This window comes from Prodigiosinella aquatilis (genome assembly GCA_030388725.1).
Classification (GTDB): Bacteria; Pseudomonadota; Gammaproteobacteria; order Enterobacterales; family Enterobacteriaceae; genus Prodigiosinella; species Prodigiosinella aquatilis.
Window position 1 is genome coordinate 2,993,793 of record CP128857.1, and the last position, 24,453, is coordinate 3,018,245.

The 24,453-nt window shown below is 49.1% G+C and carries 16 protein-coding genes, 1 tRNA gene and 4 pseudogenes; 10 read left to right on the forward strand and 11 right to left on the reverse strand.

The genetic code is table 11. The features are described 5' to 3' along the window. The first annotated feature begins 23 nt into the window (after positions 1 to 23). The gene (fdhF, locus tag PCO85_13875) at positions 24 to 2,174 is read left to right on the forward strand and encodes a formate dehydrogenase subunit alpha (GenBank protein ID WJV52329.1); all 2,151 of its coding nucleotides are present in this window, start codon (positions 24 to 26) and stop codon (positions 2,172 to 2,174) included. A 134-nt stretch (positions 2,175 to 2,308) separates the two neighbouring features. On the opposite strand, the pseudogene flhA reads toward fdhF, so the two are convergent. Further along, a pseudogene (gene flhA, locus PCO85_13880) lies at positions 2,309 to 4,494 on the reverse strand (formate hydrogenlyase transcriptional activator FlhA). A gap of 897 nt (positions 4,495 to 5,391) precedes the next feature. Here flhA and PCO85_13885 point away from each other — a divergent pair. Beyond that, positions 5,392 to 6,684, forward strand: coding sequence for a dicarboxylate/amino acid:cation symporter (locus tag PCO85_13885; protein WJV52330.1), 1,293 nt, complete (start codon positions 5,392 to 5,394; stop codon positions 6,682 to 6,684). Positions 6,685 to 6,852: 168 nt separating this feature from the next. Here PCO85_13885 and hypT read toward each other — a convergent pair whose 3' ends face one another. Then, positions 6,853 to 7,740: a hypochlorite stress DNA-binding transcriptional regulator HypT gene (hypT, locus tag PCO85_13890; GenBank protein ID WJV52331.1), complete on the reverse strand. Its 888-nt coding sequence runs from the start codon at positions 7,738 to 7,740 to the stop codon at positions 6,853 to 6,855. A gap of 156 nt (positions 7,741 to 7,896) precedes the next feature. Between hypT and PCO85_13895 the strand changes: the two genes are divergently transcribed. The 5 genes and pseudogenes from PCO85_13895 to PCO85_13915 all read left to right on the forward strand — a co-directional run bounded on the left by PCO85_13895 (position 7,897) and on the right by PCO85_13915 (position 12,663). Continuing rightward, positions 7,897 to 8,613 (forward strand): amino acid racemase, encoded by a 717-nt coding sequence (locus tag PCO85_13895; protein WJV52332.1) that lies wholly within the window; start codon positions 7,897 to 7,899, stop codon positions 8,611 to 8,613. Between the two features lie 368 nt (positions 8,614 to 8,981). Continuing rightward, positions 8,982 to 12,095 (forward strand): beta-galactosidase, encoded by a 3,114-nt coding sequence (locus PCO85_13900; GenBank protein ID WJV52333.1) that lies wholly within the window; start codon positions 8,982 to 8,984, stop codon positions 12,093 to 12,095. Positions 12,096 to 12,124: 29 nt separating this feature from the next. Further along, positions 12,125 to 12,295, forward strand: a complete 171-nt coding sequence (locus PCO85_13905) for a hypothetical protein (protein WJV52334.1) — start codon at positions 12,125 to 12,127, stop codon at positions 12,293 to 12,295. 85 nt (positions 12,296 to 12,380) lie between these two features. Further along, positions 12,381 to 12,456: transfer RNA gene (locus PCO85_13910), tRNA-Asn, on the forward strand. A 78-nt stretch (positions 12,457 to 12,534) separates the two neighbouring features. Further along, a pseudogene (locus PCO85_13915) lies at positions 12,535 to 12,663 on the forward strand (integrase). A 160-nt stretch (positions 12,664 to 12,823) separates the two neighbouring features. Here the strand turns inward: PCO85_13915 and PCO85_13920 are convergent. The 4 genes and pseudogenes from PCO85_13920 to PCO85_13935 all read right to left on the reverse strand — a co-directional run bounded on the left by PCO85_13920 (position 12,824) and on the right by PCO85_13935 (position 16,034). After that, complete coding sequence (locus tag PCO85_13920; protein ID WJV52335.1) at positions 12,824 to 13,138, reverse strand: CcdB family protein; 315 nt, start codon at positions 13,136 to 13,138, stop codon at positions 12,824 to 12,826. A gap of 2 nt (positions 13,139 to 13,140) precedes the next feature. After that, positions 13,141 to 13,377, reverse strand: coding sequence for a type II toxin-antitoxin system CcdA family antitoxin (locus PCO85_13925; protein WJV52336.1), 237 nt, complete (start codon positions 13,375 to 13,377; stop codon positions 13,141 to 13,143). A 318-nt stretch (positions 13,378 to 13,695) separates the two neighbouring features. Continuing rightward, positions 13,696 to 14,640 carry a zincin-like metallopeptidase domain-containing protein gene (locus PCO85_13930; GenBank protein ID WJV52337.1) on the reverse strand — a complete coding sequence of 315 codons (945 nt, stop codon included), beginning with the start codon at positions 14,638 to 14,640 and terminating at the stop codon, positions 13,696 to 13,698. 914 nt (positions 14,641 to 15,554) lie between these two features. Beyond that, positions 15,555 to 16,034: pseudogene (locus PCO85_13935) on the reverse strand (IS110 family transposase). Between the two features lie 276 nt (positions 16,035 to 16,310). Between PCO85_13935 and PCO85_13940 the strand changes: the two are divergent. After that, positions 16,311 to 16,757 (forward strand): GNAT family N-acetyltransferase, encoded by a 447-nt coding sequence (locus tag PCO85_13940; protein ID WJV52338.1) that lies wholly within the window; start codon positions 16,311 to 16,313, stop codon positions 16,755 to 16,757. A gap of 512 nt (positions 16,758 to 17,269) precedes the next feature. Here the strand turns inward: PCO85_13940 and PCO85_13945 are convergent. The 4 genes from PCO85_13945 to PCO85_13960 all read right to left on the reverse strand — a co-directional run bounded on the left by PCO85_13945 (position 17,270) and on the right by PCO85_13960 (position 22,462). Then, complete coding sequence (locus tag PCO85_13945; GenBank protein ID WJV52339.1) at positions 17,270 to 17,554, reverse strand: type II toxin-antitoxin system RelE/ParE family toxin; 285 nt, start codon at positions 17,552 to 17,554, stop codon at positions 17,270 to 17,272. After that, on the reverse strand, positions 17,544 to 17,789 hold the full coding sequence (locus tag PCO85_13950; protein WJV52340.1) for a CopG family ribbon-helix-helix protein: 246 nt from the start codon (positions 17,787 to 17,789) through the stop codon (positions 17,544 to 17,546). The genes PCO85_13945 and PCO85_13950 overlap by 11 nt, the downstream gene beginning before the upstream one ends. A 344-nt stretch (positions 17,790 to 18,133) precedes the next feature. Then, the gene (locus tag PCO85_13955; GenBank protein WJV52341.1) at positions 18,134 to 19,342 is read right to left on the reverse strand and encodes an MFS transporter; all 1,209 of its coding nucleotides are present in this window, start codon (positions 19,340 to 19,342) and stop codon (positions 18,134 to 18,136) included. A 270-nt stretch (positions 19,343 to 19,612) separates the two neighbouring features. Then, entirely contained in the window at positions 19,613 to 22,462 is a 2,850-nt protein-coding gene (locus tag PCO85_13960) for an amino acid adenylation domain-containing protein (GenBank protein ID WJV52342.1), read from the reverse strand. Between the two features lie 30 nt (positions 22,463 to 22,492). Here PCO85_13960 and PCO85_13965 point away from each other — a divergent pair. Together PCO85_13965 and PCO85_13970 are read left to right on the forward strand one after the other, a co-directional pair. Beyond that, positions 22,493 to 22,656: pseudogene (locus PCO85_13965) on the forward strand (metal ABC transporter substrate-binding protein). Positions 22,657 to 22,691: 35 nt separating this feature from the next. Continuing rightward, positions 22,692 to 23,396: a DUF1460 domain-containing protein gene (locus PCO85_13970; protein ID WJV52343.1), complete on the forward strand. Its 705-nt coding sequence runs from the start codon at positions 22,692 to 22,694 to the stop codon at positions 23,394 to 23,396. A 120-nt stretch (positions 23,397 to 23,516) separates the two neighbouring features. Here the strand turns inward: PCO85_13970 and PCO85_13975 are convergent, their stop codons facing one another. Beyond that, entirely contained in the window at positions 23,517 to 24,383 is an 867-nt protein-coding gene (locus tag PCO85_13975) for an isocitrate dehydrogenase (GenBank protein WJV52344.1), read from the reverse strand. Between the last annotated feature and the right edge of the window lie 70 nt (positions 24,384 to 24,453).

A 24,453-nucleotide genomic window follows, 5' to 3' on the forward strand; every position in this document is an offset into this window, starting at 1 on the left:
TACGCTGAAGGAGAAGAATCATCATGCAGAAAGTGATTACCGTCTGTCCTTACTGTGGGTCAGGCTGCAAAATTAATTTACTGGTAGAAAATGGCAAAGTCGTCGGTGCCGAAGGTGCCAACGGTGTCACCAACGAAGGTGAGCTATGCCTGAAAGGCTATTACGGCTGGGATTTCCTCAACGACACCAAACTGCTGACCCCTCGGCTGAAACAGCCGATGATCCGTCGTCAGAAAGGGGCACCGTTTGAAGTGGTCAGTTGGGATGAAGCCATTGAATTTGCCAGTTCCCGCCTGATGGACATCAAGGAAAAATATGGTCCGGATGCCATCATGCACACCGGTTCGTCCCGTGGTCCGGGTAACGAAACCAACTTTGTCATGCAGAAATTTGCCCGTGCGGTGACCGGCACCAACAATATCGACTGCTGCGCCCGTGTCTGCCACGGCCCGTCAGTTTCCGGCCTGCAAGTCACGCTGGGCAACGGCGCGATGAGTAACTCTATCTGCGAGATTGAACACACCGACTGTATTCTGGTATTTGGTTACAATGCCGCCGATTCGCATCCGATAGTCGCACGCCGCATCATAAAGGCCAAAGAGCGCGGTGCGAAAGTCATCGTCTGTGATCCTCGCCATATCGAAACCGCCCGTATCGCTGACTTGTGGTTGCCACTGAAGAATGGCTCCAACATGGCGCTGGTCAATGCGTTCGCCAATGTATTACTTAACGAAGGTTTATATAACCAGAACTTTGTCGCCCAGCATACCGAAGGGTTGGAAGAATATCGCAACCTGGTGGCCAAATACACGCCGGAATATGTAGCAGAAATCACCGGTCTGTCACCGCAGTTAATCCGTGATGCCATACGAATGTACGCCGCTGCGCCATCCGCCACTATCTTGTGGGGTATGGGTGTAACGCAATGGACGCAAGGTGTCGACGTTGTGAAAGGGTTATCCGGCCTGGCGTTGTTGACCGGCAATCTGGGTCGCCCCAACGTGGGCGTCGGTCCGGTACGCGGCCAGAACAACGTGCAGGGTGCCTGCGACATGGGCGCGCTACCGAATCAGTTCCCCGGCTATCAAAATGTCACCGACGCGGCTATCCGCGAAAAATTTGCCAAAACCTGGGGCGTACCTTCCCTGCCCGCCCACGTGGGTTACTCGCTCACTGACGTTCCCCATAAGGTGAAAGAAGGTAAAATTCGGGCCAATTATGTCATGGGAGAAGACCCATTACAGACCGAACCCGATTTGTCGGTGGTACGTGAAGCCTTCAATGAGCTGGATTTGTTGATCGTACAAGACATCTTTATGACTAAAACCGCTGCCGTGGCCGATGTCATTTTCCCCGCCACTTCCTGGGGAGAACATGAAGGGGTTTATACTGCGGCAGACCGTGGTTTCCAACGTTTCTACAAAGCAGTGGAACCGCAGGGCAATGTGAAACCGGACTGGGAAATCATTAGTCTGATGGCGACCGCCATGGGCTACCCGATGCACTACAACAACACGCAGGAAATCTGGGATGAGCTGCGTCACCTGTGCCCGCTGTATTACGGAGCGACCTACGAAAAAATGGCCGGTCTGGGTTATGTTCAGTGGCCGTGTCTTACCGAAGACAATCCGGGAACTCCGTGGTTGTACGCAGGTAACAAGTTTGACCGCCCTAATGGTAAAGGCTTCCTGTTTGCCACCGAATGGCATCCGCCGATGGAGCAGACTGACAGTGAATACCCACTAGTGCTGTGTACCGTGCGTGAAGTTGGGCATTATTCCTGCCGCTCCATGACAGGTAACTGTACCGCATTGCAAACACTGGCCGACGAACCCGGTTATGTGCAGATCAGTCCGGAAGACGCCGAGCGTCTTGGCTTGCGTGATCAGCAACTGACCTGGGTTGCTTCACGCCGCGGCAAAGTCATCAGCCGCGTGTCAGTCAGTGAGCGCATCAACAAGGGCGCGGTGTATATGACCTATCAGTGGTGGATCGGTGCCTGTAACGAGCTAACGCTGGATGAAGTTGATCCCATCGCCAAAACACCGGAATACAAACACTGTGCCGTCAAACTGGAAGCGATTGCCGATCAGAACTGGGCGGAAAATTATGTCCAGCAAGAATATAGTGCGCTGAAAGCCAGACTGCGCAAGGAAGCAGAAGTCGCTGGTTGATCTTCATAAGGCGCTCCGCTCTGGAGCGCCTTAAATCACAAAAAACAACACGTTGATTGTTATTCCCAGCGATCTCATCACCGTCGTTCGCCCACACGAGATTGAGCTAGCACAGTGGCGATGTTATGCACGACTCACTCAATATTCTCGATTTCTTTCACCGAGATCCCCATTCGCTGCATACGGGAAAGCAGCGTGGTTCGCTTCAGGCCCAACCGGGCGGCAGCCCCTTTCGGACCCGCGACAATACCGTTGGTTTCCCGCAATACCCGGATGATTCGCTGACGTTCGGACTCCTCCTCGCCCTCTTGCTCCAGGTTTTTTTCGGCCACCATCGGTGACGAGGGGACCTCAGTCGCATGATAAACCGGCTTTGGCGCCTCCAGCGGCGAGAGATGGTGTTGCAACTCTTCCATTTGCAGGTTCAGCGTAGTACCGCGGGTCAGGATCACCGCTCGCTCAATCACATTCTCCAGCTCACGCACATTACCTGGCCACGGTAGACGGCTTAATTGGCGCAAAATATCAGACGGAATACTGTCGATAGTGCGATTCATTCGGCGGGCGATCTTGCGAGTGAAAAATTTCACTAGCAACGGAATATCTTCCGGCCGCTCACGCAGTGGCGGGATCACAATCGGGAAGACATTAAGACGGTAGTAAAGGTCGCTACGGTACTCACGGTCAGCCACCATCTGTTTTAGATCGCGGTTAGTAGCGGCGATCAGCCTTACATTCACAGGAATGACTTTACTCCCCCCTAAACGCTCAATTTCCCGTTCCTGCAATACCCGCAGCAACTTGGGTTGCAGCTCCAGTGGAATATCTCCGACCTCATCCAGAAACAGCGAGCTATTGTCCGCCAGCTCAAAACGCCCCTGCCGTAGGCTAGTCGCGCCGGTAAAGGCACCTCTCTCATGACCAAACAGATCACTTTCCAGTAAACCGGAAGGGATAGCCGCGCAGTTCATTTTGATCATCCGGTTGGATTTGCGCTGGCTGAGACTGTGAATAGCCCGGGCAATCAGCTCTTTACCCGTACCGGTTTCTCCGAGGATCAATACCGTGCTATCGCTGGCTGCCACCATTTCCACCTGCTCCAGCACCTGGCGGATAGCAGCGCTGCGACCAATAATCTCACCGAATTCTTCACCACCGACACTATGAATGTGCTCGGTCAATTGCTCAGTCAGATAGAAATTTTCATGAATCAGCGAGTCTTTCAACCGCGTAATCTGCTCATAAGCCAGCGCATTATCCAACGCAATCGCAATACGGGCCGCAATCTGACGCAACAGCTTTATTTCTGCGTCACTCACGGTCAAATCACTGCGATGCGCCAGTTCCAGAACGCCCAACACCCGGTTTCCAAACGCCAGTGGCAGCAGGCAGGCATGTTTTAACTGGCTGTCAGACCACTGCGCCAGATAGCGTGGCGCACCGGCATGGATAATGGACTGTTCAGCATTAATCAACTGCACCTGATTCGTATCAATAACGCCAGCTGCCAGTGCTTCGGCACGATCTACTTCACCCTGCACCTGTTTGGGCGAGCGCCCGGCAAGGTAGTGAGTGGCGTAATATTTCAATTTTTTTTTTCATCGCCATCGCTGTCCTTTAATACCAGCGCAATGAAATCGATACCGAAAAAGCGGTGAATCTCCTTTGAAACTTCCAGCGCCAGCGCTTTCAGTTCCAACTTGGAAATCACGGTATTGGTGACATCTACCAAAATACGATAGTGATCGCGCTCATGCCGCAGACGTTCTTCTTCGCGCTGCGTCAGCTCACGCTCACAGATATTCTCGACCACGACAGATATGACACCGGACAAGGCCTGGAAAAAATCGATCTCACTATCAGTAAACCGGCTGCCGTCGGTTTTAAGAAACTCGATGCCGCCCAATGCACGATGCGATGCCAACAACGGTAACTGGCAATAGTCGCTCAACCCAACATAAGCGGATTGTTCAATAAGATGGGGGAAATCACGTTGAAAATGCACACGATCACAATGCAGCAAGGCATGGGTGTTCCACACTACGCCGCCCGGACCATCCGCCAGTAGCACATTCTCTTCGCTGCATATCGTACAGCTCGCCTCACGGTCATGACGATAAAACAGGATCTGGTTATGTAGAGGATCGATCAGCAACAGGTTGACGCGTCCAAAACGCACCACTGAAAATGACAGGCCATCCAATACCTGCAACAGTGCATCAATACTGCGTTGCTGCAATAACGCCTGTGACACTTTCAGTAAGGCATCCTGCCACAGAATGGAAAGACGGGAAGGTGAATCTGTCAGTCGTGTCGCCATAACCACCGCAATCAACTTGCTATAACCAATTATGGAGAACAGTTTAGGATCTTCATCCAGTAAATGACACGCTACCTCGCCAATAGCTTGATCTGAATCGTACTTAAGAAGTGCTAATTAACCTTATCAACACACCAGGATAATAATAAGAATTATTTACCACCATAATGATCTCATTTTTTGTTCACGGTAAGCGCGTCATCGTCACTTTTGACGAATAGGCATTCTGCTGATGGCAATGTGACGTCACGGTCTTATTTTGGTTATTGATTTCTTGATAACGTAATGTAACGCCATAATGACATTGTCAATGCAGAAGTGCCATTACCTGGATTTATCGCACTGAGGAAAACCGATATTATCCACTTCGGTATCAATATTGTGGAGATAATGAACAGCATTAATGATAGAGACTCATTATCACGAAACAAATATATTACTTTCTGACAATAAGCCGCTTAATGAATAAGCAATAAGATGCTTATAATTAACACAATGAAATTCTGCCAAATTTTATTTATCGTTAATAACACCATTAACATAAGTAAATCTTATGATTTAGTCATCTCAGGATTGAAACTTCAACCATTTTCATACTAAAAACTTGTTTATAAATGTAATTCATGATAATGGCAAGCGATTGCCAGCAGTCATTTGCTCGCTATTTTCCATCCAAAGAACGCTACCCGCTTTTTTTTCATCCAATATGATAATTTTGAATCTTATCACGCAGAAAAAAATGTAAAAAAAAATAATCGCTGTAATATCTGGGACGCAGACACAACACCCCAATAACAGGTCAAGAGCGGCAACACCGTGTATTCACACGATACACGCAGCCCACTATGCCAATAATACTGTGTGTTGTCTGAGTCAATTCATCAACATGAGGTCAATATGCAAAGGCAGAAGTTAGTTATACAAATAGCTTTGGCTATCCTATTAGGGATATTCGTAGGATGGGTATGTCATCAATATCTGGATGGCGGACGTGCAAAAGAAGTAGCGTCTTACTTCAATATGATTACCACCATTTTTCTGCGCTTGATCAAAATGATCATCGCACCACTGGTATTCGCCACGCTGGTTTCCGGTCTGGCCAGTATGGGGAACTCTTCAGCGGTAGGACGCGTCGGTCTGAAAGCCATGACCTGGTTTATCTCCGCCTCTTTCCTTTCCCTGCTTATTGGTATGGTGTTGGCCAACTTCTTCCAGCCGGGTGCCGGAATGAATCTGGTGGTCACTGCTAACGCGCATGTCGCTACCGGTCTGAACACCGACGGTTTCACATTGAAGAACTTCATCAGTCATATCTTCCCGAAAAGCATTGTGGAAGCGATGGCAAACAATGAAATTTTGCAAATTCTGGTCTTCTCTCTGTTCTTCGGCTCGGCTCTCGCTTATGTCAAAAACAAGAATAAAAATGCGACAGCGATTGCATCCCTGATCGAAGAGTTGGCTAAAGTGATGTTCCGCGTAACGGATTACGTCATGAATCTGGCACCCATTGCCGTGTTTGCCGCACTGGCTTCTGCCATTACAACGCAAGGCCTGGGACTGATTTATGACTTTGGAAAATTGATCGGCGAATTCTACCTGGGTCTGGCATTACTGTGGGCAGTGCTGTTCTTGGTGGGTTACGCGTTTCTGGGCAAAGCTATCACAGTGCTGGCAAAACTGATCCGCGAACCCACGATGCTGGCATTTGCCACCGCAAGTAGCGAGTCGGCATATCCAAAGACCATGGAAGCACTAACCAAGTTTGGCGTACCGAAGAAAATTACCAGCTTCGTATTACCGCTGGGGTACTCTTTCAACCTTGACGGCTCCATGATGTATCAGTCATTCGCCATTCTGTTTATCGCTCAGGCTTACAATATTGATTTAAGTCTGACGCAACAGATCTTGATTCTGCTGACGCTGATGCTCACCAGTAAAGGGATGGCTGGCGTCGCTCGCGCCTCAGTAGTGGTGGTAGCGGCAACATTACCCATGTTTAACCTGCCGGAAGCCGGTATCCTACTGATTATCGGTGTTGATCAGTTCCTGGATATGGGACGTACCGCCACGAATGTGATTGGTAACAGTATCTCCACCGCCGTTGTCGCCAGTCTGGAGAAAGACGTGACTGACGACGAGGAAGAAGACGTTATCGCTTATCAGGAAGCACAGGTCGGCCAGAACAGCTAATCACTCGGGTCATAACCTGATAGATTTCAGGTGCAGGAAAGCGACAGCCGGGTGAATCCCCAGGAACTTACGCAAATAAGTAACTGGGGTATGCGAAGGCCGAGAACACACCTGCACATGAAAGATAACGAATATAGCGGCCATCGCGGTCGCTATTATTTTATCTTCCTACTGATGTAACGCTTTCATATAACGCCAGAACTTTTCTGAAGCCACATTCAGCCGGGCATCAAGGCGATAGAGATAGACTTCCATATGCATAACCGCATTTTCCATCTGAAGAATAACCAATTCCCCATTCTTCAATTCTTCTTTGATGGAATAGTCCGGTAACCAGGCAATACCGTAACCTTTTTGCGTCATGCGCTTCAGCAAATCGCTCATGGAAGAAACGAAATTTACCGTGAATCTTTCGCTATCAATGCTAGAAAGATAACGGTTAACCTGACGTCCCATATAACTGGTATCAGCATAATTCAGGAGTGGGACAGTAGCGGCATTCACATCAAATATCGGCTTTCCCGCCGGGGAAGCAGCACATACCGGATAAAGCCGCGACGCCAGAATTTCTGTATGTAAAAACGGCTCAGACATCAACTCTTCGTTATAAAAAGAGAAAATAAAATCACTGCGGCCATCTTTAAGGTTTAAAACCGCTTCATCTACATCGATGGATTCCACATAAAATATCTTTTCCTGTGGTTCTGGAACGGTCTTGAGTAATTCCGGCATGATAAATACCGATAATGAATGTGCGGCAGCAATGGTAATTTTGTTTTTGTAATTACTGCCACCATGCAATTTATTTATCTGATATTCAAGATCATCTAACGTATTACGGATATGCGCATGGAATACTTTCCCCTGCTCCGTTAATTGCAACGGTGTGGAATTACGGTTAAAAATATCAAAACCTACGGCACTTTCCAGTGCGCGAATACGTCGACTAAAGGAGGATTGAGAAATATTTCTTTTTTCGGCGGCAGTAGTAAAACTACGGTATTCCTCCAGAGCGATAAAATCATACAGCCATTTGGTCTCAATATTATTCAGCATGGTATACCCGTCGTTAGCATGGATAGTAATGCCAGTAAAAGCATAGAGATAACTAAAGCTATGCAAATCATACATAGCAGATGGGAATTTAGCAATTCACATTCTGAACGATTATGCGATTATCCTTTTAATTTCAATATATAAGAGGTTAAGAGTGTGAACAGTTTAATCGGTATTCTTGGTGGCATGGGGCCGGGTGCCACTGTCGATGCCATGCAAAAATTGATTAAAAACACGCCAGCCTACAAGGATCAGGACCACATTCCGCTGATTGCCATTTCTATTCCAGATATTCCTGATCGCACTCAATGTATTCTTCAGAATAGCGCCTCACCGCTAAAAAAAATGATTAAATACATGAAAATATTGGAAAATGCGGGCGCAGAATGCATCATTATCCCCTGCAATACCGCGCATTACTGGTTTAATGAATTAAAACAACACACCCAGGTTGAGATGATCAGTATTATTGAGACCACCTGCCAACTGATCAAAGAGAAAAATATTCACCGGATTGGGTTGCTGGCAACGACTGCCACCATTAAAGCCGAAATATATCAAGGCTCTCTGAGGGAAAATCAGGTGCAGTGCTACATCCCTGAAAGGACAGAGCAGGAACAGGTCATGAACAGTATTTACGCCTATAAAGCCGGTGATTTTGATCAGGCCTATCATCTGTTGCTACCGGTAAAAGAACACCTGCAACAAATGGGCGTGGAAAAAATAATACTGGGTTGCACCGAACTGCCGCTCATACTGGAAAATGAAATCAAGGCCGCACCGTCCGACTATATTGACGCCACCGAAGAGTTGATCAAAAAAACCGTGTCTTGGTATTACCAACATGCAGGTCGTAATAACGTTGCGGCGTAAACGCCCAACCGTTTAATTACCCAGGATGCAGAATAGACGCTACGCAGTATGGCAATGCGTAGCGTCTGAAAAATCATGTTTTGCCATAACATTCACCGCGTTGCATATTTCCTTACATTGTCCAGCTACTTGAATTGGCTATAACATATCGGCCATATTTCACGTTGTCAGGGTTTTCTATCAAACCACGCACTGCCACAAATTGCTTCATCAATTAAAACCACAGCTAATCAGTTTGATTTAATGTGGTGAGACTTCCTATTTGCTCCGGCAAAAGATATCGTGATGTTCAAATAAACTCTGAGCGAATAACAATAATACTACTGGTTACTATCATTGTTGCCGACGAAGCAGGGAAACTCAGCCTTATGTCTATTTCAATCTATCCGCATCATACGCTTACTACTCTCACGGCGATTCTGGCCCGGCGTGATTGGGAGAATCCAGCTTGTACCCACGTTCAGCGCTTGCCGGCACATCCCCCATTTCAGAGCTGGCGGACACTAGAGCAAGCCAGAGATGATGCATTGTCACCGCAGCGACACTCGTTAAATGGCGAATGGTCTTTCAGCTATTTCCCTCAGCCGGAAGTGGTACCAGAAAGCTGGTTACGCCAGGATTTACCTGATGCTGACCAGATCACCGTGCCCTCAAACTGGCAGATCGCCGGCTACGACACCCCCATTTATACCAATGTCAAATACCCGATTCCTGTCAGCCCACCCTATGTACCCAAACAGAACCCCACGGGGTGTTATTCGCTCACATTTTCTATGGACAGTGAGAGAATAAATCACGAACAGACAAGGATTGTTTTTGACGGTGTCAACTCAGCCTTTCATCTGTGGTGCAATGGACATTGGGTAGGCTATTCTCAGGACAGTCGCCTACCGGCCGAGTTTAACCTCACCGCCTATCTGAAAGTGGGAGAAAACCGACTCGCCGTCATGGTATTGCGCTGGTCGGATGGTACCTATCTGGAAGATCAGGATATGTGGCGTATGAGCGGAATTTTCCGCGATGTCGCGTTGCTGCATAAACCCGATATTCATCTGTGCGATGTGCACATCACCACACCGTTACATCATGATTACACCCAAGGAACGTTGTGTGTGCAGGCGCAGGCCAACCTACCAGAAAAGACGACGTCGACCTGGCAACTGCATGTACAGCTGTGGCGCGGAAAAGCGTTGGTGGGAGAAACCCACCGTCCGTTTGGCAGCCAGATCATTGATGAACGTGGACATTATCACGACCGCGTACAACTACAGTTACCCGTCGAGCATCCCGCACTCTGGAGCGCCGAAGCGCCCAATCTGTACCGTGCGGTGATAGCGCTGGAAACCGCGGAAGGAGCACTGATTGAAGCCGAAGCCTACGATGTCGGTTTTCGTGAGGTCACCATCAGTCAGGGATTGCTGAAGCTTAACGGCAAACCGCTGCTGATTCGCGGTGTCAATCGTCATGAACACCAGCCTGAACGCGGACAAGCTATCGACGAAGCCACCATGCGTAACGATATTCTGCTGATGAAACAGCACAATTTCAACGCAGTACGCTGTTCGCACTATCCCAATCACCCATTGTGGTATCGCCTGTGTGATCGCTATGGTTTGTATGTGGTAGACGAAGCCAATATTGAAACCCACGGCATGCAGCCGATGAACCGTTTATCCGACGATCCAGGCTGGCTACCCGCGTTTGCGGAACGGGTAACGCGTATGGTGCAACGTGACCGCAACCACCCATGCATTATCATCTGGTCATTGGGTAATGAATCAGGATATGGCCGTAATCACGATGCCATGTACCAATGGATCAAGCAGCAGGATCCCACCCGACCGGTACAATATGAAGGGGGCGGTGCCGACAGCAACGCAACGGATATCGTTTGCCCGATGTATGCCCGCGTCGATCAGGATCAGCCCTTCCCGGCCGTCCCAAAATGGTCCATCAAAAAGTGGATTGGTCTACCGGGAGAAACACGTCCGCTGATTCTGTGTGAATACGCCCACGCCATGGGCAACAGTCTAGGCGGCTTTGATCGCTACTGGCAGGCATTCCGCCAACATCCCCGGCTGCAAGGCGGGTTTATCTGGGATTGGGTCGACCAGGCATTGATACAGTATGACGATCAACAACACCCTTTCTGGGCTTATGGCGGAGATTTTGGCGACCAACCCAATGATCGCCAATTCTGTCTGGATGGTTTGCTGTTCCCCGATCGCTCTGCGCATCCCAGCCTGTATGAGGCTCAGCGTGCCCAGCAATTTTTCCAGTTTGAGCTGATTTCCACCCAGCCCCTGACACTGGAAATCACCAGCGAATACCTGTTTCGCCACTGCGACAACGAAACGCTGCACTGGAACATCATGCAGGATGATCAGCAAATCAATGCTGGCAGTCTGCCGTTGACACTGGCACCACAGTCCAGCATCACCATCACATTACTGGATACGCTGCCACACACCGACAATGTGGAAGCCATGTGGTTAAATGTTGACGTCGTTCAACCCAACGCTACCGACTGGTCAGCCGCCAATCACCGCTGCGCCTGGGATCAGTGGCCATTGCCCGTTTCACGGCTATTACCGACGCCTGACCATTTCGATGGAACACCGCCACAACTGAATCAGGACGACGCCTGGACACACGTTTATCACAACGATCAACACTGGGTTTTCAACCGGCAAACCGGCCTGCTGGAACAATGGTGGCAAGATGGTAACGCAGGTCTGCTCAGTCCGTTGCAGGACAATTTTGTCCGCGCCCCGTTGGATAATGACATCGGCATCAGCGAAGTTGACCATATCGATCCCAACGCATGGGTAGAACGCTGGAAGTTGGCGGGCTTATATCAACTGAAAACTCAATGCATACGGATAGAGGCGGAGCAGTTAAGCAACAGTGTGCAAATCGTGACCGAACATACCTTCTGTCATCAGCAGCAAACACTGCTGATAAGCCGCAAAGTATGGCAGATCAACCATCAAGGCGTGCTGACGGTCGATATTAACGTCGATGCGGCGGCGTCCCTGCCGGCGCTGGCTCGTATAGGACTGAGCGCCCAACTGGCGGATTCACATCCATCAGTAAGCTGGCTGGGACAAGGCCCACATGAAAACTACCCCGACCGTCAACTAGCAGCACGCCACGGGCGCTGGACATTACCGTTGGAGTCCATGCACACACCGTATATTTTTCCGTCAGAAAATGGTTTGCGCTGCCATACCCGACGACTGAATTACGGCAACTGGTGCGTCGAAGGTGATTTCCATTTCGGTATCGGCCGTTATAGCCTGACGCAGTTGATGGACTGTAGCCATCACCACCTGCTGAAACCGGAACATGGCGTATGGCTGAATCTGGATGGTTTCCACATGGGGGTTGGCGGCGATGACTCCTGGAGTCCGAGCGTACATAGCGACTATCTGCTGACCGCCACTCACTACCACTACCAATTACGGCTCCAGAGGCAGTAATCAGCACAGCATCAGGGAAGATAACCCTGATGCTTTCCGCCTGCTATAAAGCAAATCGGTGTATTGATGATGTTGCCAGTGCCATTTGCCATGCAGGTCTGAATATAGCGGTGCCAAACAATGCCATTCTGAAGTGTGCTGCGGAATATTGGCACGGCCCGATAAGACGGGTGGATCACGGTTTCAGCCAGATCTGGTGATTTATTCTGCATTCGATACAAAAGTGTGAAAACAGGCTTTGACATCCCCTCAGGCCATCGTTAAGATGCGCCCCGTTCACACAATTCCTCTGTAGTTCAGTCGGTAGAACGGCGGACTGTTAATCCGTATGTCACTGGTTCGAGTCCAGTCAGAGGAGCCATATTTAGAAAATCCCGCTTAAGGCAACTTAAGCGGGATTTTTGCTTTTTAGCATTGTATTCAATACGTTCGCGTGAAGAATGCCGCCCGTCTGCTTGCCAGTATGAACAACCCTATCTTTTCGGTTATCGGGCACCAGCCAGTCACGAAACTGAAACCTCACCATCTCATAGTTCTGCTGAAAGGCATCGAGAAAAAAGGCGTTATATTTATGCGGACGACAAAACCAAAACCGCTCTCATCAGGCTGTTTGACCGTATCAGAACGTGGGCAAGGAACGGTCTTCCGGTCCCGTTTGATGCCAAAAACCGGGAGAGGTTTCTGTTCCGCACGATAGACGAACGGGAACAGGCTCCCGACAGCCACGATTAAATGCCGTCGATGAGGAAATCTATTGCGGCTTTTACCTGATTACGGTACTGCGACGCATCACAAAACACCGCCCCCAGAGCCTGGACAGGGATACTTGCCAGCTCGTGCGTCATTACGGCGTACTCTTTGCCGTCCGTCAGCCTGACGACAGGGACAAGGCGATCCGGTCGGCGGCCTGCCGGGTACTTTTCAACCGGGAGCAACGGGATCACTATCCGACGATTCAACTGCCCAATAATATCGCTCGTGACATCGAGCAACAGCGGGTAAATGGCGCTTTTCCCGGTATTACCGTATACGGTGAATTGCATGGTTAAAACGTCCGGTATTCATCGCTGAAACAGCCGTGTTCATCATGAAAACGGTTTAATGCGTCGATGGCTTCCCTGTTCTCTTCCTGCCATTTTTTCGCTTCATAGTGGCGAAGCTCTGCATCCAGGGCGGTTGTCAGGGTGGCACTCAGGTTAATGCCCGCTTCACGCGCCCGGACCAGTAAGGCACGCTCTACCGTCATGGTCACGCTCTGCGTGTTGCGTTGTTTCACGGTCATGGTTTATCTCCTACATGAATACGTGCGTGTTACACGGCATAATACACTTATCATAACACCAAAAACAGGCTCTGCTATCGTTGCAGTCCTGCAAACTTCACAGTCAGTCGTCATACCTGAGCCGTCGTTTACAGCAATCACCGATGTACAAACGCCGTTTGCGGGATGCGCGGGCTCTTTGCCGCCCGCACCCGCAGCCTGCGAATTTTCCGGGCATATTATGTCCAGAAAATTCGCAGGGAAATTTAAACATCTGCCACCTTCCCTGCCCCGCAATAAGGTTAAAGCCGCACTCCTTTGCGGCTTATCATTTCCGACTCAAATCTTATCCATCAGATAACGATGCGCTTTTGAGGCGGCGCTGGCCGCTTTGAAAATATAGCGCTTGTCGTTCTTCAATGCTTTCAGCCAGGAAGCGATATAGCTTTCATGCTGCACCTCTCCAGCGATCCCCAGATCCGCCATCAGGAACGCGCTTCCCAGCTCGGCAATCAACTCTTCAAAGGCATAATCCTCACTGCCGAATCTTCCTTTCATTTCACGGTTCAGGCGATTTTTAGCACCGCTCCAGTGAACCAGCTCATGCAGGCCGGTGGCATAGAAATTAGCGGCATCGGAAAAAAGGTAGCGTTCCGGCAACCAGATTTCATCCGTTGATGGCTTGAAGAAGGCATTTTGACCTTTCTCTATGATGTTGGCACCACTACGGCAAAACAGTTTTTCAGCCTGTGGTAACGGTTCGAACATCCCGGCGGGGCTGGCTGTTTCAGTCCTCAGTGGAAGGCCGTCAATTTGTTCAACATTGAACACCGTGAAGGTTTTCAGCATCGGGATCTGGTCGATTTCGCCGTCTTCGTTTTCCTTCTCTAAGGTTGTATAGAAAATAGCTGTCGTGCCATGCTCGCCTTTACGAACCTGCCCACCTACTGCCTGTGCTTGTTTGTAGGTCATCCAGCGTGAATCACCGAAGCCCTGTTCTGACGCACTGCACCACAACAGCATGATATTCATTCCGCTATACGCGATACCGGTTGCGAAGTTAGAAGGCAACCCAGACATGCCTGGCACTCGTTGCCACGGGCAAGACCACGGTTTTACACCGGCTTCAAGCGCTGCAATGATGTTGTCGGTGACGGTCTGATAAATATCTGTTCTGGTTTGAGAAAATTTCGTTTTTGAGGAGCCTGACTGCTCCAGCGGGGATACGCTGGTCGCCGCTGCGGTGTTAGGGGCGCTAGTCTGGGTATACAGGGAAGTCATCATGGTTTTTTCTCCGTCAGTGGTGTGATTTTCGTCTTCGTATCGCCTGACGGTTCGCTTTCCCGGCATCGTTCCGGCACGCAAGGGCGCAGAATGCGTGCCATTTACCCTTGCGGGACGGGTTGTGTTGAGAAACGATTAACCGGAAGCTGATACGGGAACGGAAAGCACATGGGAGAAAAAACTGCCCCTGCATACCTGGACGTAGCGCCCCTTAGGCTGCAGCGGTGAAGTGGGTTGAGGGTTGAATTTAGCTGTATCAGTTCAGACCTAAGTTAGTAGTATTCTGAGGTAGAACACTCTCAAATCTGGCATTCTGCTCTGAGTGAAAAACGGGCATAGCATCCTCGGGATAGCCAGGAATCAGAGCTGTCCCAACACTGGTTTCGGGATGCTGCTTTTCCAGGCAGGATACTTTATGCTGGTCATAGTCTCTTTGTAGGATATAGCCATGATAACAGTAGAGAAATCAAATCCATTTTCTTCAGAATCCCATCGATTAATCGAGATGCTGTTGTAAGCATCCCGGTAAAACGAACCATCCACTTTTAGAGATCTTCCGACATACTGATTATGTCCCGTTGAGGAGATCGCTATGCGCAAAGCCCGATTCACCGAACACCAAATCATCGCCGTTCTGAAGTCCGTACCGTTAAGGATGTCTGCCGGGAGGCCGGTATTTCTGAAGCCTCGAACTACATCTATGGACTACCTCCGTTTTGCAAATACTGAATCTGGTTTTGGGTTGTTGCTTACATCTATCCGGCATCAGGAAAATCTGTGCCCAAATGGGTAATCCGCACACAATCGCCTCAACAACTGGGCGGCCTCTGAGGCCAATATAATAGTCAGGTTCCGATTGTGCAGGTGCAACCTGTCACCATTTTTCAGTACACTGCAACTTTTATGGCTGGGTACTAACTTCCAACTGCCTGATACTCGGTATCATTTCTCAGCATCGACCAGACTATTCTCGCGTTCTTGTTAGCGACCGCCACGGTCGTTTTATTAAACCCGCGCCGTTCCTTCAACTGATTAACCCACTGATGCAGACAGCCATCATTGTTATTCGTGGCAACCTTGACGACAGCGCGGGCACCATGAATAAAAAGTGTCCGCAAATGCTTGTCGCCTTTTTTCGTCATATTCATCAGCACCTGTCTATCGCCACTCGAGTGCTGTCGTGGAACCAGACCAAGCCATGCGGCAAAGTGACGACCATTTTTAAATTCAGTTCCTTTGCCAATAGCGACCACAACAGCTGTGGCCGTTTTAGGGCCAATGTCTTTAACTTTGGCAATGCGCTGACAGGCTTCAGATTGTCTGAACACAACATCGATTTCTTTATCAAAAAAGTTTATACGACGACCAAGGTCGTTAAAGAGATCAGGTAGTTTTCTTTGTCGTTGATTCTGTAAGTGGCTCTCTTTGGTTCAGATCGCTGTGAAATTTAAGTTTTGGTAAGCATCAGTTTCGTACGTAACTTATTAAAATTTATTCATTTCTACGGTGATTTATTTTGAATTCACAGTGAAATTCACATAACAAATAATTCAAGTGGATTCTCAACGCGTGGCAGTTTTACTATGTCAGGTAACGTGTTTACGGTGCAATGCAGCGGCTTGGTCATTGCGCGCTTCACACCTTAATTGGGCTATGTGCTTGGAGGGTAAATGGAATATATCGAAGTCAAAAGTAGTCAGATTCCGCTCGATTTGTTGCTCGAAGCTGATCCCTCAGAGGCAAGTATTTCTTCATATTTGTATGATTCATGGTGTTTTGCTGCACGAGACAATGGTCGTATATTGGCTGCTTGCACTGTGAAGCCACAAACGAATAGTCTTGCTGAAATATTCAATATCTCGGTATATCCAGAGTACCAAGGTCAAGGTGTTGGCTCGAAGCTTTTAAAATATGTTCTATCTCAACTACCAAGCAAGGGAATCGACCGTGTAGAGCTTGGTACCGGCACATTCGGTTATCAACTGACTTACTATCAACGTTTTGGCTTTCGAGTTGATTCGATAATCAAAGACCATTTTTTACTCAATTACCCTGAGCCTATCTTTGAAAATGGTATTCAGCACAAAGATATGCTGAGACTGTGCATACAGCTTTAGCACGCGCATAACAAACAATTTAAGAGTGATTCAGCACGCGTGGCATTTTTGACATGCAGTGATTTTTGGTATTGAAGTGCCATGCAGCGGCTTGGTCATTGCGCGTTTCACACCTTAATTGGGCTATATGGACTCCCTCTTTTGTCAACAATAGCCATCTCTGATGCCATAGAATCCCGGCTAGCAACATAAACTCACGCCATTCTGCTGTGCCCAAGGAAAGAGATCTGTGCATCAACTCGCCGACACGTTCTGCAAGGAGCAGGTTTCTTGCTCGTAACAATTGCAACGGCGTAAATCGCCCATTATCACGAGCCAAAGGAAAGAATGCCTAGCGGCTGCGTTCCCCATGTTTCACTGCATTGGTGTTACCAACGGGAGCACTTGCACCGATACGTTTCCCGCCCCAGCCTGACGATCTTGATTGTTGGTTCTGTTTTTTCTCGTCTTTCATGGCCGTGTAACTGTTAGTCGGTGGATGTACGTTCGTGAAAATTCAGGGAAGCGGTTGTTCACCATTTTGATGGTAAACGCCTGTGCGTATGAAAGACGCGTAGAATCTGGATCATATTATTTTTCACGCGGTAGGGGATGATGTAGGGGTAGTGCGTTAACACAAGCTCACGCGTTCCTAGCACACGCCCTGGCCTTCCCATTGCTGGCTGTTGCGGTAGTAATTCCGTCAACCTTTGGACTTCATCTACGAATTGGCCGGCGGCTTGTGGATCGTCCTGCGCGATATAGAGGTACTCGGCTTCCAAATTGGCCGCAGCTTTACGCAGCCATTTAATTTCCATGTCTTGCCGTACCTAACTTCCTAAACAGGTTATTCATTTCATCTGATGAGACAAAATCGCCCGCATCGGCTTCTTTAATAGCTTGCTCGATCTCTGCTATCTGCCAGGCTTCCCGCGCAAGATAGTCTTCAATGGCTTGTCCAGCCAGAAAAGAGCGGGTACGTCCCGTAGCTTTAGCCAGCGCATCAAGTTGCGCAGTTGTTTCATCATTCAATCGAACAGACATAACGCCCATGGTAACACCTCACTACATTGTGTGTTTTGTATACATTGTAGTTGCTAGGGAAAGAGGGGGCAAGTGGTCACTCAAAGCTATCTAAAAAATGTCGTTCTCTATGCTGGAATGGATTAGTCACTGGCAGTCTGTTAAGAGCGAGGTATAGTCATTCGCACCCTGAGAATCACTTAAAAGTGTAACTCTCAGAGTGTGAATGACTATAATCGGCACCAAACCGCCCATAGGAGGACCTCGTTCAGTCATGAGCGAAGAGCGTAACACCGGAACTAAGCCTCGCCTCAAAGTGCGTGAACCTGTTTTATGGGAAAAGATCATGGGCAGAGCGCACCGCACGATGCATTTTACCGGAAGGTCAGCACTTCGTGCGTCTCGGACGCGGCACGAAGTGTACGAAAACCGATAAGCACGACCATCACCATGACGAGCCCCGCGACGATGGGCACGCCGAAGCCTGCCCGTGCGCCAAAGGCGTCGATAATCCGGCCCGAAAGTGCGCTGCCGAGCGCAACGCCAATACTGATGCCGGTCGTCATCCATGTCAGTCCTTCAGTGAGCTTGGACGGTGGAACAATGATGGTGCCAAGATTCATGACGACGACCATTGTCGGCGCGAAGGATAAGCTTGCCACAAAGACCATTCCCGTCATGATATAAACATCCGGTGAGAGAATGGGCAATATCGCTGTCACTGCCGTGACCAGTATCCCTATAAGGAACTGCCTCTCAAGCGGTAAGGTAATCCTGAACGCGCCGAAAGCCAGGCCAGAGATCACCGAGCCGAGCGCGTAGGCGGCAAGGATGAAACTGGCGGCCGTTGGCCAATGTTGTGCGTTGGCGAAGGCCACGACGGCCACATCGATTGAACCTCCAATCACACCCATCGCCATAAGCGCCAGAAAGATGATACGAAGACCGGGTATATGCAAGGTCGAGCTTCCGATCCCCCTGCCGCTGCTGACCACCTTCGGTTCCGTCTGCCGTTGCAAAAGAAAGGCGGTCATGCCAATCACCAGCAGCAAGACGGCAGCCAGAGGTCCTGCTTCGGCAAAGACGCTCGTGCTCAAGGCAATGGCCAGTACTGGGCCAACAATATAGGACAGCTCTGTTAGAGCGGTATCGAGGGAAAAGGCCGTGTGCAATTGCGGCTTGCCTCGGAAAAGCTCTGTCCAGCGCGCCCTTATCATGGCCGGCATGTTCGGCATCGTGCCGGCCAGTGCAGCAAGAATAAAAAGGAATGGAGCAGCGACTTTCATATAGGCTGCAATCAGCAGCGCCAGCAGCATGACAATGCTGAAGGCGGTAATAACCGGAAGAACTCTGCTCTGGCCGTGCCGGTCAACGAATTTCGACACGTGCGGGCCGATAAGCGCGTTTGCTAACGTAAATGTGGCTGCGACCGAGCCCGCCAGCCAATAAAGACCACGCTGCTCCGCCAACATGGTAATGATGCCGATGCCGATCATCGCCTGTGGCAGGCGCACAATAAAACTCGCGAACACCAATCCCATCACTCCAGGGGTTGTCAGCATTTCGCGATAGGAATTAGCCATGATATCTCCAATTTGTATTCCGGCGCCGGGTCACATTCCGCTGATATGTTGATTTATGGCATCATTTTGAGCAACGCCTAAATTTTACCTATGGTCTTCTTTTGAAAAGCAATTTACCACTATAACATTATGTTATTTGAATCCATTTCTGGATATATTTCCCGCTGCTGGCAGCGGGGGGTCTATTTACGAACCATATCAAATGGGTAATAGCGAATTTTGCACCGGCGCCCCTTATGAGTAAGTGAACGGCGCGCGCAATGCTCACTCTCAATCACCATTGAGTTTTAAGAGTGCGCGATTGAATGCCTCAGCCAGCTGCTTACGATGGTCGATGTCAGTCATCATCGATAGATGTCCACCGAGAATGGAAACAGAATGAATATTCAAATCAGGTAATGCATCTTTCCACCCACCGACCATATCAATCGGCGGCAGATTAACGTTCTCGCGATCGGCCGCGTAAAACTGATAGAGCGGGATCTGAATTGGCAATCGCATTGGCTTATAGCCACCCGCAAGTTGTGCAAAGCGATAAATTGATCTCCATTTGGCGGTGTCCAGCAAGAGGTCTGCATTAGAATCATAGCCCCCTAGACCCTGCGCTTTTTTTATCAGTTCTTCAAATTCGGTATCATCAATATCCCTAATTAAAATATCTAATTTATGGTGCTCAGCTTCGGAAGCCATTGCTTTCGCATGTGCAATAAAATCCAGTTTAATGTTTTGATTTTTGTACGTTAACTTATTGGGCGCGGGTACATCAATGAAACCTAAAAACTCAACGTAGGCGTCTTTATCCATAAGCGAATGGGCGAGGGCATAAGCGAGTATCCCGCCTGAAGAATACCCGGCGATTCTATAGGGGCCGTTGGGCTGAATTGTCTGGATGACGGGAAGCATTCTCTCAGCCATAGTTTCCAGCGTGAGGGGAGAAGGTTCACCAATAGCCGACCACGGCAGCACGTAGATTGGGCAGCTTACTCGGAGATATTGCGCCAGAGAAATAACATACGAATAATCACCTAATCCTGAGGGAACAAAAAAGATGGGTGGTTCGGTTCCCCCAAGACGCACCGGGATAGCCCTCGTATGCGGTCCCAATGGAGACTGTGCGATTTGCAAAGCAAAATTAGCCAATCGCGGGTGTTCAAAAATCTTGTTTAATGAGCAATCAAAACCGCAGTTCCTGATCCTCTGCATCAACTGCAAAGCCATGAGAGAATGACCGCCGAGGGCGAAGAAGTTGTCATGGCGACCGACCCGCTCAACCCCGAGCAACCCAGACCAGAGCGCCGCCAAAGTGGTCTCAATCTCGCCTTGCGGCGCTTCATAGGCCGCATGGGCAAAATCCTCGCCCACTGGCGCAGGTAATGTTCGCCGATCAAGCTTGCCATTGGGCGTCAGGGGTAAACTTTCCATCCGCACGAAGGCTGACGGCACCATATAATCGGGCAGACGCTTACTCAGATAATCACGCATCACCCCCGCTATCGTTAAGCCCGTCGACGTAGAGACTTCATTTACCGAGACATCAGGTTGAGTTACGATATAAGCGACCAGCCGCTTGTCGGTATCTGCGCCTTGCGCCACCACAACTGCCTCGCGAATGGAGGGATGCTCAGCCAATCTGGCCGCAATCTCATCCGGCTCAATCCGGAAACCCCGGATCTTGACCTGGTCGTCATTGCGTCCTACGAATACCACGCTCCCGTTTGGAAGATAACGGGCCAAATCACCTGTCTTAAACATCCGCGCATCAGGTATGCCGGCAAAGGGATCGGGCAGGAAACGTTCTGCCGTCAGTTCGGAGCGGTTCAGATATCCGCGCGCAACACCTGCTCCCCCAATATACATCTCACCCACCACCCCTAATGGAACTGGCTGACCATATGCGTCCAGAAGGTAAATACACGTGTTTAAAATGGGACGGCCGATCGGGACTGGGTCAAGTTCATCAGATATACAATGATGGACCGTAGCCCAGACTGTCGTCTCAGTAGGACCATACTCGTTAAATAGTTCAACAGAAGTAGAGTCTGATGTCGCTTCTCGAATGAGCTTCGCAGGACATAACTCCCCTGCTACGATCACTTGGCGTAGTTGTCCATATCCATGTTGGGCAACCTGCGGCAATACTAACCGAGCGAGAGAAGGCACAAGCAGCACGGATGTAATTTTATTTTCAATCAATAGATTGCTAATAATATTTGGATCTACTGCTGCTTTACTGTTTGGTAAACATAAGGCCCCTCCCGTCGTCAAAGTCCCGAAAATGCCGGCTACGGAGCTGTCAAACGCCATAGATGACAATAGCAAGAATCGAGCATCACACTTCGTCTCATAAACATAGGTCCTCGCCAATGTCGATGCTATTAATCCGCGATGTTCGACCATAACTCCCTTAGGTTGTCCGGTTGAACCTGAGGTATAGATAATATAGGCAAGGTTGTGGGGAGTGAGACTGCGAACCCGGGGATTAGTCTCACACTCCGCCGCCGTCCTTGACCACGTCTCATTAGGGTCAAGCACGGTATAAGACAGTAACGCCTCACCCAGCACCTTGCGTCCTGCCGCATCGGCCAGCACTAGAACCGAGGCAGCGTCGGCAAGAATGTAAGCAAGCCGTTCGCCCGGATAGGCCGGATCGAGCGGCACATAGGCCCCGCCCGCCTTTAAGATCGCCATGAGACCAACAACCATGGCCGGGGATCGCGCCACACAGATGGCCACCCGCTGGTCTGGGCCCACGCCTAGGTCGATTAGCCGGTGCGCCAGCTGATTGGCCTTAGCATTGAGCTCTCCATAACTGAGCGTCGCATCCTCAAAGATCAATGCCGTCGCTTCGGGACTGCGCGCCACTTGCTCTTCGAATAAGTGATGAATGCACAGATGACCCGGGTAGGACGCCTCTGCCGCGTTCCACGTTTTGAGCAACAAGGTGCGCTCAGACATAGGCAGAATGTCAAGCAGTTGTACTGGTCGGTCAGGCGAGTGCGCCAAGGTCTCCGCCAGGCTTTCCAGCGCCCGCTCCATATAGCAACACACCCTGTCGGGATCGAGCGACGTGACCACTTGCGTCGTCAGCTCAAGCGCCTGACCAAAATCATCCACGGACATTGTGAACGGATAATTCTGTTAAGCACGCCTATCACAGGATTGACAGCTATCCAGGGGGCTTAAGCTGCTGAAAAGTTTAAGACCATGGAACAGAACGTGGCGGGGACGCCGCAGAAGCCAGTTCGATTACCCGGTCTGGCGCAGAAATCCAAGAATATCAGCCTATAACCAGAGTTATAAAGCGCGCTCAGGGGGGAATGAGAAATACCTCTGAGGAAGTTAATGTTTTATGAAAAAAGCAATCATCTTTCTCCTTTCTTTTTATAGCTGCGCGGGATTTGCTGAGTCTCAGCAGGCACGAAGCGACTATTCTACTGAAGAAAGTCAGGCTAAAGTTAACAAAATCCTTCATACCACTTCTTTGTACAGGAAGGGCCTCAGCTATAGTGAACGCGTTGCTGAGATATCTTTCCATTTCCTCGGAACACCTTACCAGGCGCATACACTGATTGGGTCATCTTCGATACAAGAGAGGCTGGTCACTAACCCCAGTACCGTGGATTGTTTTACTTTTCTTGATTATGTTCGTTCCATGGCGCACGCCAGTAGCTGGCAAACTTATGTATCTGAACTTGTTAAGACCCGTTATACAGACGGATTGATTGATTTTACTGGCAGAAAACATTTTTTCACGGACTGGGCGGTCACATCTCCGCGAAATGCACAAGATGTTACTCAGGACATCAGCCCGTATATTATTACCGTCAACAAACAGCTAAACCAAAAGAATAAAAAGCAAGAATATGTCAAGGGTCTCGGCATTATCTCACGCCGGATAAGCTATATACCGGCATCTGCAATAGGTAAAGAGGTAATAAATAAACTACGGACAGGTGATTACGTGGGCATTTATTCAACAAAAAGAGGACTGGATGTTTCACATGTTGGGATCATTATCAAAGACCACAATAACATTTGGTTCAGAAATGCATAGTCATTAGCGAAAAACAGAAAGGTTGTTGACTCGCCTTTTATTAGATACGTAGCTACAAAACCGGGTATTGTAGTTTTACGAGAGAAAACAGATCAATACCCCTGAAAAGAGAATAGTGTGTCAGGCAATAGCGCCTTTACCCACTCCCTCAAAGGCATGGACTTCTATTTTCGCTGCGGGTAAACCGTGCTCAATTGATTGCCTGATAAATAAAGCCAGTGACTCAACCGTGGTATCACACGGCAGAATATCTACTACCTCAGAACAAAGCATGATTTCAAAGTATCCTTGAGAACTCCGCCAGGAAGAACATGTCAGCCCCTTATGCCAGTATGCTACGGCACGCGGTGAAAGTGTTGTAACGGTAACGACATCTTCCCGGCTTAACAGATAAGCGTTATTCCATCGTTTTGCCCATTCCTGCTCCCGCATATAGCTTCGCTCACCATCAACAAAAATTCTGATTGCAGAGCGATGCCCATGCGCTATTCTCTGGCAATTTCCGCGGTGTTTTTTCAGTCCATGCGAGTAATGATAACTGTCACCATTAATACTTTCCGGCCGTAACGTTATCGTTATGTCCTTTATTCCCTGCGGCAAACACGCCAGTAAATGTTTTTCTATTTGGGTTTTAAGATAATGGGAAGTAATATTATCTGCCTGGACCAGCCAGAAACTCTCCTGCGGCCCGGAAATAAAACACTGGGTCTCCCTATTCTTACGCAGCATGGCGACTTCCGTCGTAGTGCCTGCATTACTAACAATAATATGACTATTTTTTTCCGGCACAATCAGGACATGATCGGCCAGTTTATCAATTTCATGTTTGATACTTTTTTTTGCATGTGAGAAATCCATTATCATTGACTCAGCATTCAGATCTCCCTCAAGAATAATATCAACGATAAGGCTATCGCCAATCAGTCCGGCTTCCGCATCAAGGAAACTAAAATCCATGACCGTCAGATCATTAATAAAAAGTTTCACCCCACCTCTCTAATAAAACAGAAAGGCCTCTTCCGCAAAAAGGTTAAAGAGGCAAGTATGAATTTGCTAC